Source organism: Rothia sp. 27098_8_27 (assembly GCF_041432805.1).
Lineage (GTDB): Bacteria > Actinomycetota > Actinomycetes > Actinomycetales > Micrococcaceae > Rothia > Rothia mucilaginosa.
The window spans coordinates 62,560-74,966 of record NZ_JAPWAJ010000005.1; the positions used below are offsets into that span (position 1 = coordinate 62,560).

Genomic DNA, 12,407 nt, shown 5'->3' on the forward strand with positions numbered 1-12,407 from the left:
TATACTGGGTGGCATGACTGAACTAAACCATGATGACCGCTGCCCCTGCTCGAGCGGCGAGGTGTACGGCGCCTGCTGCGGCAGGTTCCTGGGCGAGTTTGCCGCCTCCGGCACGTTGACTGCTCCCGCGCCGGAGCAGCTGATGTGCTCGCGTTTTACCGCGTTTGCGACAGGGGATGCGGCGTACTTGCTGGCGAGCTGGCATCCGAGTACTCGCCCGGCCGCCTTGGAGTTGGAGGATGATATCCGCTGGTATCGCCTGGATATTCTCGGTGCTTCGGGTAGCCCGTTTGATGCGTCCGGTACGGTGGAGTTCGTTGCGTATTACCGTTCGGTGCCGAGTGTTCCTGCGGAGGAGCGGGTGAAGGGCAGCATGCATGAGCTGTCGCGCTTTGAGAAGGTGGGCGGCGCCTGGTTCTATGTGGATGGAGACGTCCGCTAAGTCTCGTCACTTTCCCTGCCTCTCGTACGTGCAGAGTGTGGACATAGAAGAAATGGCAGAATCATTCCGAAACCGGAACGATTCTGCCGTTCCTTGTTTTAGTTAGCTTCTGTCTTTTAGAAGCTTTTCAAGATAGTTCTCTAAACGAGAGGCTACCTCCAGCTCATGGTCAGAAATAATGCCGGTATATTCGTGAACTGACCTGGAGACACCATCATGAAGGCGATATATCTGTTTTCCAGAAAGCGTCGGGATATCTCGACGCTCTTGAGAATTAAGAACCGAAGACAAAAGAATAATATCTCGGAAATGTCGACTTTTATCGGAATCTCCATTGTTGAGCAGGGCTGATACCTTCTCGTAAAGAGCGCCCAAACCATCAGGAACATTGACTGTAAATTGGCGGTCAGCGCAGAGTACAGATGCTTTACGGGTACGCTCAAGCCCAAACTGGGCACCACGAGTTTCTAACAGGCGGCCAAACCCCGGATACTCATAGGTGCGAGCGGCCTCCGACTGTCCCGAAGGGATGAGGATATCTATCTGAGCTTCACCGCGAACCCATCGGTGATTTTGACCTGATGCGTTGAATCCGGCAATTGAAAATCCGGCATTGCTAAGAGCCTCATGGAACTGACGAACATACGCCCGTGATGCGCGGATATCAAGAATAACGTCGATATCGTGAGTGGATCGAGAACCAGCGTAGCTTCGCTCTGCAGCCAACAGACGCATCATGCTTCCGCCTGCCAGGGACCATCCTTGCGGCATAATCTCTGAGATATCAGCCAGACCAAGCCAAGAGGCACGCTCTGCCCCAATAGCAGGAATCAAAATAGGGGATGCGGTCATGACTAAGACGCTTTCTTGAAAACAGAATCTTGAAGAATGCGCTCTGCCTCAGCGGAGCTTCGCGGATCCCCCAAATCTAGAAGATCTACCGCCACATGCAAGGGCAGAATGTGGGGCGGCTCATCGCATTCACGCAAGATAATGTTCGCCGAATCTACAGACGCTGGAAGCAGGTTGTACAGAAAAATGATGTTCTCTAAATCCTGGCTTGAAACATATGCATCAACCATTGAGCCGTACACCTGAGAAATATCGCTACTAATGCCGGTAAGCGACAATGCAGAGTCTTCCAAAATTGCAGGAATTTCAGCGGGAGGAGCCTGCAGATGATGCACTTTCAGACCGCGGCGAGCTCGGTATCGCTCAACAGACGCAGGTCCTTGCACCTGAATTGCTGAGGCGCGTTCTTTTGCCCTGCGGCGTTCCTCAGCAGATAGAACAGATGACTGACCATCGCAGTAACGCGCCAAAGCGTTGAATGCATCGAAGGAAATAGGACGGCCAGCATTACTGCGGTGCGCAGCGGGAAGAGCGTCGACAACCCAGCGGCTTCCCAATTTACGACCTTGGAGCATTCCGCGTTCTAAGCGGGCGCGCACGCTTCGCTCTGAAACCTTAGCTTCTTGAGCATACTCTTGAACGGACATCATGGCAGAATCATACCGAAAACGGAATGATTCTGCCATGATTTTCTCGTACCGGAGAGCGATAAGGAACATGCAAGAGCGAACCAGATACGCCAAAGGCAGGCCCCTCGGCAGCTTGAAAACTTACATTCTCAGCCGCATCAGGAACCTGCCTTCAGCAAATATGTAGACTGTCGGACTTAGCTAGTCCAGCCGTTAATGATGCCCATACCGAAGTAGATCACGAACACCGCGGAGACCAGGTACATCAGCCAGTGCACGTCCTTGCCGCGGCCCTGCACCAGGCGAATGAAAGTGTACGCCACGAAGCCGGCACCAATACCGTTCGCAATCGAGTACGACAGCGGCATGAAAATAATGGTCAAGAACGCCGGAATACCCAGACCCCAGTCGGTCCAGTCAATATTCACGGCCTGGCGAATCATCAGGAAGCCGACCACGACCAGCGCCGGAGCAACCGCCTCGAAAGGAACGATGGTGACCAGCGGCGAAATGAAAATCGCCAGCAGGAACAGCACACCGGTCACAATGTTCGCAAAGCCGGTGCGTGCACCCGCACCAATACCGGTAGCGGATTCCACGAAAATCTGGTTCGCCGAACCGGACGCTCCACCACCGACAACGGAACCGAAAGCGTCCACGAGCAGGACCTTGTCGATGTCCTCAACCTTGCCGTCCTTCATGGTGCCAGCCTCGGCGGCAAGACCCACCGAAACGCCCATCGCGTCGAAGAACACGGACAGCAGAATGGTGAACACCAGCAGCGAAGCAGCCAGCGGACCGATGTGGGTGAATGCGCCGAACAGGTCAGCGGAACCGATGAGGGAGAAGTTCGGGGTGGTGAACTTCATGTCCGCAAGGGAAGGCACGTTCAGGGACCAGCCGGTTGCCGACTCCTTCACGGAACCGGAGGGGACAACCGCCTCCAGAATCAGGGACAGTGCGGTGGAGGCGAGCACGCCCCACAGGATCGCGCCCTTCACGTTACGGATGAACAGGGCGATGGTGAAGAACAGGCCGAAGAGGAAGACGAGGGTGGGCCAGCCGAGCAGGTGACCGCCCGCGCCGAGGCTCACCGGAACGGTGGTGCCAGCTGCGTCAGGCATGCGGCGGATAATGCCGGAGTCGACCAGACCGATAAAGGAAATAAAGAAGCCGATACCGACCACAATCGCGGTCTTGAGCGACTCGGGGACCGCCTCAAACACCGCGGTACGGAAGCCGGTGAGCACCAGAACGGTCATGATCAGACCGGCAAGAACGACCAGGCCCATGATGTCTGCCCAGGTCAGGTTCGGGGTGGTGGCAATGGTGGAGGCGAGCAGCGCATTCACGCCCAGGCCAGCCGCCATGGCGAAGGGCTGCTTGGCGATAACACCCATGAGGATGGTCATCACGCCGGCAACCAGCGCGGTCACAGCCGCGACGGGTGCGATACCGAGGGTGCGTTCGGATGCGTCCTTGCCGAGGCCGATGACGAGGGGGTTCAGCACCACGATGTAGCTCATGGCGAAGAATGCGGCGAGGCCGCCGCGGAATTCTGCGGCGATGGAGGAGCCGCGTTCGGAAATCTTGAAGTAGCGGTCGAGTGCGCTGGTGGGCGCTGCCGCCTTCTGGGGTTCAGACATGTGAGGATCCGTTGATGTTGTTCGGTGTGTACTGTTGCGCCGCCGGTTTCGCGGGTGAAGCTCGCGGGCTAGGCTCATAACCGGGCGCCACGATGGTTCAACCATTGTAGGCGCCGCCTCCTAGCTTGTGCCGTTGAAACGCGTTGTGTGCGGCGGTTCAGTCGGTGCTGTGGTGTTTCCCCGACCCCTGCACCCAGAATCGGTGGTTGGGGCAGAGGGAAGAATAGCGCAGGGCGGGGTACCGGCAACCCGAAGGTGCCGATACCCCGCCCTGATGGCGCCCGCGCCTCCACATGTGGAGGGTGAGGCACCTGATGTATTTAGTGCATCCAGCCGGTAATCAGGCCGTTAGCGAAGAAGATGAGGAACACTGCGGAAACCACGTACATGAGCCAGTGAACTTCCTTGCCGCGACCCTGCACCAGGCGGATGAAGACGTAGGACAGGAAGCCTGCGCCGATACCGTCCGCGATGGAGTAGGACAGGGGCATGAAGATGATGGTCATGAACGCGGGGATACCCAGACCCCAGTCGTTCCAGTCGATGTTCACTGCCTGGCGGATCATCAGGAAGCCAACGAACACCATTGCGGGTGCAACAGCTTCGAAGGGCACGATGGTGACCAGCGGGGACAGGAAGATTGCGACGAGGAACAGTGCGCCGGTGACGACGTTCGCGAAGCCGGTGCGTGCGCCCGCGCCGATACCGGTTGCGGACTCCACGAAAATCTGGCTGGAGGAGGAGGAAGTGCCACCGCCGACTACGGAGCCGAGGGCGTCCACGAGCAGGACCTTGTCGACGTTCTCGATCTGACCATCCTTGATGGTGCCTGCTTCGGTCGCCAGACCGACGGAGGTGCCCATTGCGTCGAAGAACGCGGAGATGAGGATGGTGAAGATCAGCAGAACAGCAGCCATGCCGCCGAGGGTGCCGAAGGCAGCGAACAGGTCAGCGGAACCGAACAGGGAGAAGTCGGGCAGCTTGCTGGTGTTGGAGTCCCAGACGGGGACGTTCAGGGACCAGCCGGTGGGGGATGCCTGCGAGCTGCCGGAGGGCACGACCTTCTCCAGGATGATGGAGAGGGCAGTGGAGGCGAGCACGCCGTAGAGGATTGCACCCTTCACGTTGCGGATGAACAGCGCAATGGTGAGGAACAGGCCGAAGAGGAAGACGAGGGTGGGCCAGCCGAGCAGGTGACCGCTGACACCGAAGGAGACGGGCACGGTGGTGCCTGCTGCGTCGGGCATGCGGCGGATGATACCTGCGTTGACGAGGCCGATGAAGGCAATGAAGAAGCCGATACCGACGACGATTGCGACCTTGAGCGATTCGGGGACCGCGTTGAACACTGCGGTGCGGAAGCCGGTCAGCACGAGGATGGTCATCAGCACACCAGCCCATACGACGAGGCCCATGATGGCGGGCCAAGTCAGTCCGGGGGTGGAGGCGATGGTGGTTGCCAGCAGTGCGTTCACGCCGAGGCCTGCCGCCATGGCGAAGGGCTGCTTGGCGATGACGCCCATGAGGATGGTCATAACGCCTGCGACCAGTGCGGTCATTGCTGCGACCTGCGGTACACCGAGGGCATTGCCGGATGCGTCCTTGCCGAGGCCGATGATGAGGGGGTTCAGCACGACGATGTAGCTCATCGCGAAGAAGGTGGCGAGGCCGCCGCGGAATTCTGCGGCGATGGTGGAGCCTCGTTCAGTGATTTTGAAGTAACGGTCCAGTGCGCCCTTGGCTTCTGCCTTGGGGTTCTGGGGAGCCGCGGTGTTCTCAGAAGACATTCGTGAAAATCCGTAGATACTCATAGTCGGGGCGGGGTTCGGGGTTCCGATCCCGCATAAAAAAGTGCCACTTCCCGGTGTGTTGGGGAGGTGACACTGTTGTACCGAAATATTCTACGGTTAAAGTTTCTCTAAGCGTTAATCCAGGAAATTCCCAGCTTTCGCTTAGGAAGCCTAATAAGGCACGGTAAAAACTCTAAAATCCGCTGACTAGTAAAAAAATATATGTCATGAATCTAAATAATTCGAAAATCTATACCATTTAGGTTATGAAGGTGGTAGTCTTCTAGCACCAGGCCTGGGGCGGTGAAGTTTTATACCCGCCCGCTACAGACGGGGATTCAACGATGAAAAATGCTCTGAGAGTGTGCGCAGTATTGTGCACGGTTCTGACCTTTCTGCTGGGTAGCGCCCTCATCTCTGTCCTGGAGACGCAGACTCCTCTGGGTACCAATGCACAGGCACAGCTTTCTCTCCGTGCTTCGCAACAGTCTAAGTCTGAGCTGATTCAGAACTTTGATACCCTGGTGGATCGCTACGCTGCCGATGGTGCCCAGCTACTCAAGGTGGTCGCCGACCCCGAAGATTTCTGGCACGGAAAATCCGTCTACGTTTTTGGGGCAAATTCACTGAGCTCTGACGGTGAAACTATCGATTGGTTTGACCCGGATAAGCACGGGAAAAAATATCCATCACGAGCACTCGGGGATTCTTCGCTTGACGGCCAATACGCGCTAGCTGGTAGCCAAGAATTTGTGCGTGCTTTTGAAAACCTTGCCCGTGAACAAGGTATGGATGTTAAAGTTACCTCCGTTAACCCGGTGCGTGTTGTCTACGGGGCTGTTACTTCTTCGGGCTCTCTGACGAGCCTTATCTGCCTCGCTGTGCTCTTCTGTACCGCAATCATGGGGTGGTTGTCGGTCCGTTCGCGAACTCAGAATATTCTGCTTCTGAACGGATACTCCCCGCAGCGCCTGCAGCTAAGGGATGCACAAGATCTCCTGCTCCTGGCGCTACCTCCTGCAGCGGTAACAGCATTGTGCATGGGATGCGTAGAGGGGTTCGTGTACGGCGTGGCGCATCTTCCTCATCTGATGGGGGTTACAGCGCTGATTTTTGCCGTGTTTACCGTTCTCATGCTGGTTGCTCTACTGCTTATCAACCTCATGACTTGGCCGAGCATTAATGCGGTGGGACGTAGGGAACCGGCGTATCGACGTTTTACAGTTCCGAGTGCAATCGCTAAGTATGCTGTGGTGGTTTTAGTGGTGTGCACTATTCCGGGTCTGGTCTCAAGCGCTCAAGTGAGTTTGGGTAGGAGCGATTCGGCGGCTGGCTGGTCTCTTCTTTCTGACCAGTACACCTTACGGGTGAACGTGCCTGAAGCGACGATACGGGATGAACAGGCGCTCGCCTCCTACGACCAGGCCACAGTGCGTGCTTTAGGTTCTCTTGAATCACGGAACGGTGTCCTCTTGTCCTATGCGTTGGAAAACGTTAAGGGTTTGGAGGGTAGCGAATACGATGGCGCCCTTATGGTGAACCGCGCCTATGTGGACCTTCTTCAGCAACGTCTTGGCTTGTCGTTCAAGAACGTTGAGGATAGCAACTTCCCTGGATCTCAGTCTTTGCGTGCAGAGTATTCTTTCCACCAGAAAGACCGGGAGGATCGCGGATTTACTCTGCTCACTGTGGAGGATAAAACCAACTCGTCGGGGGTAAAGGTGCCTGCTTTGAGCTCTCAGGATTCACGGCTTCTGAACTATAAAAAGCCTGTTCTTGTGGTGACCGAATCGGCGACTCAGAATCTACAACCTTCCTTTATTTCTGCGGCCTTGACTACCGGTAACGTCATGGTTTCTCAGCCTGCGTCTGTACGGGCTGCCTACAACGCTGAGGAAATTGGGCAGACCCTACTTTCTGTGGACCGCGCGGGAGAGGAACACCTTTACATCGCGCAGCTGGAACGTAACCAGTATGTTGCGCATCTAGTGGGCCTAGCAATTCTCTGTGCGGCACTCATTATTGGCACAGCAATTAACACGTACATTACCCTTGCGGCTCGTGCTCGTAATGATTTTGTTTTACGTACTGCTGGTCTGCCTCTCAGAACAATTTTTAGTGGGTACCTTCTGAAGGAAACCTGCATTGTGTGCCTTTGCTCTGCTGCGGCGTTGGTACTTCTTCTGGTGCAGGGAGCAGAGTACGCTTTTTCAGCGATGGCGGCACCGCTGTTGTACGGCACTATTCTGGCGTTGGTGCTGAGACTGAGTTTTAACCGTATCTTCACCGCGACGGTTCACCGTCGTCACGTATAGGAGTGAATGATGAGGAATACTGCTTATCCCTCTGGCAATGTGGAACATCCTGAGGTAACTATCGCCTCCCGCGACATTGTGGTGTATGCGCAGGGGCAGCCCATTCTCCAGAGTCCTCACTTTGAGGCATATGCGGGGGAAGTAACTGGCATTGTGGGCCCGAGCGGATGCGGTAAAACGACGCTTTTGAATGTGTTGGGTCTGCTGATGCCGCCTCATGAGGGTGAGGTTGTTATTGGGGGCCGGCATATGGAACGTGCTCGTGAGAAGGCGCGTCTTGCGTTCTGGGCTGATGAAGCTTCCTTCGTTTTTCAGGATTACGGAATTATTGAGGAATGGAGCGTTATCGAGAATATTCTGCTTGATCGTAAGACCTTTGGTCGTGCTCGTATTACGGATGAGAGCCGCGAGCTTTTGAACGTCATTGGTCTTGAAGGGAAGGAACGTACTTCGGCTGCCCTGCTGAGTGGTGGTGAGAAGCAGAGGGTGGGTATCGCTCGGGCAATCCACAAGGGTGTGCGCTACATTTTTGCGGATGAGCCGACGGCAAGTCTTGATGCTGAGAACCGGGCATTGGTTGTTGAGCTGTTGAGCTCTGCTGCTCGGCGTGGAGCCACAGTTATCGTGGCGACTCATGATGCAGATATGATGACCGCCTGCGATAGGGTATGCCGTCTTGAAGCCCCTACCAGAATTCCCGATTCGGGATTAGTGGATGTAAATGTAAATTCTCATCGGAAGGAGAACGGATCATGACGACAAGGAGCCCTCTAGCTCGTGATGAGTATGATCGTGCGCCGGAAAATTCAGGAGGCGACACCCCTCGAAAAAACGGATTGCGGCACCTGCCGCGAAAAGTGGTGGGCGTTCTAGTATCTTGCGTGGTGTTTGTTGGCGCTCTTCTGGGTCTGTACTGGGGTGGAGCTTTTGAGCCATGGCTGAATGAGTATTCGACCACTACACCAGCTTGTGCAACAGCTTCTTCACCGGAGGATGTGCAGCAAGCTCTTGCGCGGACTGAAGAGCTTAATGCTATTCGTTCGGCTGCGAAGAATGTTGAATTCTCCCAGACTCTTCTGTGTGATGGGCAGAAGGCTGTTTTGACGATTACGTACACTGACCGGTCGGATTTTAAGCGTTTGAATGATGCGGTCACTTCGGCACATTTGGGTGCTGCTGCTGAGATTAAGCTCAAGAGGTAGGCGTGTAAAGAACGGTGGTTGTTTATCGCCCCTGCGCGAACAATGATAGTTTGTTAGGTTAGTAGACCCTAAGTTTCTGCTATATTCGAGGTGAAACATGTGTCGCCGGATGCAGGGTTCCGTGTGGTGAGCCTTTTTCGGCATAGATGAGAATTCGGCATAGATGAGAAGGAACCCACCGTGACTGAAACTCCCCAGGAAAACACCGCTGAGAATTACCCCGCCGCAGAATCCCTGCCGGTACGCCAGCGCGCCGTCGTAGCAACCGACCGCCCCGCCCGATACATTAAGCAGCTCGGCTCGCACATGGGTCGCAAGCTCGGCACCGCAGAACTGCCCGACGGTATCCGCCTCACCTTCAACCGCGACGGTATTTTCCGCGGCTACGGTGACCTGCGCGAAATCGACGGTGCCCTCATCATGGAGGTGCGCGCCGAAAGCGACGAGTTGGCTGCTGGTCTGGCGGATGTGCTGGACCGCCACCTGGTCCGCTTCGGTGAGCGTGACGAACTGGTCGTCACCTTCGAGGCGGTACCCGCCTCCTAGTCCCTGCTTTCTAGTCTTCGTTACCCTGCCCCGCCCTCCTGCACCTCGGAGGGCGGGGCAGTTCTATGCCCGCTGCGTGCGGAGGCTCCCGGGGTCGAACGCGCCGCGCTGCCCGGATTAGGTGACCCCGCCCGGATTAGGTGACAGAAAATTGTCCTATTTAGTGGGCGAAGACATATAAGCCCCCGAACACCCGTCAATCCCCGGTAAAATAGGCAAGAAGTGAACACTAAGCTCACCGCCTGTTCGCGCCGCACCGGGCGCCGGACGGTGAACTTCGAAAGGAAGATTTTCGTGTCTGAAGCAGCACGCCCCCTGCGCGTCGCCGTTATTGGTGCAGGTCCCGCCGGTATTTACACCGCCGATATCCTCACCAAGTCTGAAGAGGTCCGCACCGGCGCCGTCGAGGTCGCCATCGACATCTTCGATCGCTACCCCGCCCCCTTCGGCCTGATCCGCTACGGTGTGGCACCGGATCACCCCCGCATCAAGGGCATCATCACCGCGCTGCACAAGGTCCTGGACCGCGGCGACATCCGTTTCTTCGGCAACGTTGAATACGGCAAGGACCTGACCCTCGCCGACCTGCGCGAACACTACGACGCCATCATCTTCGCAACCGGCGCGATTTTTGATGCACCCCTGAACATTAAGGGCATCGACCTGGACGGCTCCTACGGCGCAGCAGACTTCGTCTCCTGGTACGACGGCCACCCCGACTACCCCCGCACCTGGCCGCTCGAAGCTGAGCAGGTTGCAGTGCTCGGTAACGGCAACGTCGCTCTGGACGTCTCCCGCATCCTCTCCAAGCACGCTGACGACCTGCTCGTCACCGAAATCCCCGACAACGTCTACGAGGGTCTGAAGGCTTCCCCCGTGACCGACGTGCACGTCTTCGGTCGCCGCGGCCCCGCACAGATGAAGTTCACCCCGCTCGAGCTGCGCGAACTCGCACACTCCCGCGACGTGGACATCGTCCTGTACGAAGAGGACTTCCAGTTCGACGCTGCTTCTGAGGAAGCCATGGAGAAGAACGCGCAGACCAAGGTCATGATGAAGACCCTGCGCGGCTGGCTGGAAGACCAGAAGACCAATGAGCAGACCGCATCCCGCCGCCTGCACCTGCACTTCCTGCAGTCCCCGCACGAGATCCTCGGCGAAGACGGCAAGGTCGTGGGCCTGCGCATGGAACGCAACAAGCTCGACGGCAACGGCGGCATCATCGGCACCGGCGAGTACGTGGACTACCCCGTACAGGCTGTCTACCGCGCAATCGGCTACTTCGGTTCCGAGCTGCCCGAAATCGGTTACGACGACAAGCGCGGCGTCATCACCAACGTTGAGGGTCGCGTCGTGGACGAGAACGGCGAGGTCGTTCCCGGCCTGTACGCATCCGGTTGGATCAAGCGCGGTCCCGTCGGTCTGATCGGCTCCACCAAGTCTGACGCGCTCGAGACCATCACTCACCTGCTCGAGGACCGCGAGAACCTCTACACTGCACCCGAGCCGGAGGCAGAGGCATTCAGCGCCTACCTGGACTCCAAGGGCATCAAGTACACCACCTGGGAAGGCTGGCACCGCCTGGACGACCACGAGAAGGCACTGGGCGCCGCATCCAAGGACGCAGCCGGTGAGCCTCGCGCCCGCGTGAAGGTTGTGGACCGCGACGAGATGATCAACATCTCCCGCGGCAAGTAATCCTTACGTTGAGTACGTAGAGCATAGAAATCGACCCCGTATCGTGAACCGGTGCGGGGTCGATTTTTATCTATATATAAGGAAGCGGGGGAGTAGGGGGCTCTCGGAAAGTGCTCGCCCGGAAGAGTTATCGAAAGAGCGGTTAAAGAAACCCACCCCGCACCATGAGGTCATGCGGGGTGGGTTGGGTAGGTGCCGAAGACACTCGAGGACATACCCTCCGGCTACCCGGACGCGCAGCGAGCCCATGCAGTGACTCCACGTGCGGCGCATCCCTTAACGGGGTCTAGAAAGCTAAAGAAACACCAAGATTAGCTCTCTAAACAAGCGCATAGCCGTACGGTGTGTAGACTATGCACACTTTTTGAGGACGTCTTCAATGCCCAAAATGGCCTTGAGTACGGTTTCAGTTTCAGTACCCAGCTTCTTGCGGGCTTCACCAGAAATGACGGCCTTCACGATGTTCTTGAAGGTCTTCCACTGCTTGAAGGCGTTAACGAGTGCCTTAATAAGCTTGTAAATGGCGATGCCCAGCTGAATGACAAACTTTGCAATACTGACAACGCAGGCAATAACACCAACGGGGGAGAGCGGTGCGTGGGCGCGTCCATCAGACTTACGAACAGCGGCCTTAGCGCTTGCAATCTGACGGCCTGCGTCAGTGCCCTGGACGGTGGTCAGGTTGCCCAGTGCGCTCTCAATGCCGCTATTAACGCGGTTGGAGGATCCAGGCTTCGCATACTTCAAACGGGCAGGTACCTGCTCTAGGCGGCGCAGAATCAGCTTGAGCTGCTGGTCGGCAGTCATTGCCTTCTGCGGATGCGCCATCTGCTGTGCCTGCGCTGCGGGTGCAGCTGCACAGCCGAGAGCGATGGTTGCGGTGCCTACGCCGAGTGCACGGAATGCCGTGCGGCGATTCATCGTTGCGGACACTGGATCCCCCTTTGGATCTCTATGCGGTTTATCGGTGCTGTAATGTGCGGTGACTTTACGTCTGGGGCTCCGGAAGTGGCCCCGTGCAAGGTCCGGAAGTGACCTCACGCCCTCTATAGTACGGTGCTCAAAGAGGGGGCTTCAAGCTATTTCAGGGGGTATTTTCAGCCGGCTTTCATCTCTCCTTGTCAATCGCTAGAGGTTTATCAAATCTTTATATTTCTGCGTCGTCATAATTGCGTAGATATCTGCACTGAGAGAAAAATAAGCGTCTGACAAGCCGGTTTATTGTATTCCCAAGAATGAATATTTGCATCTACGTGCATTCTGGCCTGTAGTTGCTTTGCGCGGCAG

At 56.7% G+C, this 12,407-nt stretch carries 11 protein-coding genes; 6 read left to right on the forward strand and 5 right to left on the reverse strand.

Translation table 11 applies throughout. The features are described 5' to 3' along the window. Positions 1 to 13: 13 nt before the first annotated feature. Complete coding sequence (locus O3675_RS06715) at positions 14 to 442, forward strand: YchJ family protein (RefSeq protein WP_371571673.1); 429 nt, start codon at positions 14 to 16, stop codon at positions 440 to 442. Positions 443 to 544: 102 nt separating this feature from the next. Here O3675_RS06715 and O3675_RS06720 read toward each other — a convergent pair whose 3' ends face one another. The 4 genes from O3675_RS06720 to O3675_RS06735 all read right to left on the reverse strand — a co-directional run bounded on the left by O3675_RS06720 (position 545) and on the right by O3675_RS06735 (position 5,356). Further along, a complete protein-coding gene (locus tag O3675_RS06720; protein ID WP_005509213.1) occupies positions 545 to 1,294 on the reverse strand; it encodes a hypothetical protein in 750 nt (249 codons plus the stop codon). 2 nt (positions 1,295 to 1,296) lie between these two features. Next, the gene (locus O3675_RS06725) at positions 1,297 to 1,980 is read right to left on the reverse strand and encodes a hypothetical protein (RefSeq protein WP_005507246.1); all 684 of its coding nucleotides are present in this window, start codon (positions 1,978 to 1,980) and stop codon (positions 1,297 to 1,299) included. Between the two features lie 140 nt (positions 1,981 to 2,120). Next, on the reverse strand, positions 2,121 to 3,569 hold the full coding sequence (locus O3675_RS06730; RefSeq protein WP_049361864.1) for an NCS2 family permease: 1,449 nt from the start codon (positions 3,567 to 3,569) through the stop codon (positions 2,121 to 2,123). Between the two features lie 320 nt (positions 3,570 to 3,889). After that, positions 3,890 to 5,356, reverse strand: a complete 1,467-nt coding sequence (locus O3675_RS06735) for an NCS2 family permease (RefSeq protein ID WP_371571676.1) — start codon at positions 5,354 to 5,356, stop codon at positions 3,890 to 3,892. A gap of 347 nt (positions 5,357 to 5,703) precedes the next feature. Between O3675_RS06735 and O3675_RS06740 the strand changes: the two genes are divergently transcribed. The 5 genes from O3675_RS06740 (at position 5,704) to O3675_RS06760 (ending at position 11,120) form a co-directional block, all read left to right on the forward strand. Beyond that, entirely contained in the window at positions 5,704 to 7,674 is a 1,971-nt protein-coding gene (locus O3675_RS06740) for a hypothetical protein (protein WP_371571678.1), read from the forward strand. 6 nt (positions 7,675 to 7,680) lie between these two features. Beyond that, positions 7,681 to 8,430, forward strand: coding sequence for an ABC transporter ATP-binding protein (locus tag O3675_RS06745; RefSeq protein ID WP_371571680.1), 750 nt, complete (start codon positions 7,681 to 7,683; stop codon positions 8,428 to 8,430). Next, positions 8,427 to 8,876 (forward strand): hypothetical protein, encoded by a 450-nt coding sequence (locus tag O3675_RS06750; protein WP_371571681.1) that lies wholly within the window; start codon positions 8,427 to 8,429, stop codon positions 8,874 to 8,876. Before O3675_RS06745 ends, O3675_RS06750 begins: the two co-directional genes overlap by 4 nt. Positions 8,877 to 9,056: 180 nt before the next feature. Further along, a complete protein-coding gene (locus O3675_RS06755) occupies positions 9,057 to 9,422 on the forward strand; it encodes a DUF2218 domain-containing protein (RefSeq protein WP_070505823.1) in 366 nt (121 codons plus the stop codon). 294 nt (positions 9,423 to 9,716) lie between these two features. Beyond that, positions 9,717 to 11,120, forward strand: coding sequence for an FAD-dependent oxidoreductase (locus O3675_RS06760; protein ID WP_303935151.1), 1,404 nt, complete (start codon positions 9,717 to 9,719; stop codon positions 11,118 to 11,120). Positions 11,121 to 11,471: 351 nt separating this feature from the next. Here the strand turns inward: O3675_RS06760 and O3675_RS06765 are convergent, their stop codons facing one another. Continuing rightward, positions 11,472 to 12,053 carry a hypothetical protein gene (locus O3675_RS06765; protein WP_371571683.1) on the reverse strand — a complete coding sequence of 194 codons (582 nt, stop codon included), beginning with the start codon at positions 12,051 to 12,053 and terminating at the stop codon, positions 11,472 to 11,474. Between the last annotated feature and the right edge of the window lie 354 nt (positions 12,054 to 12,407).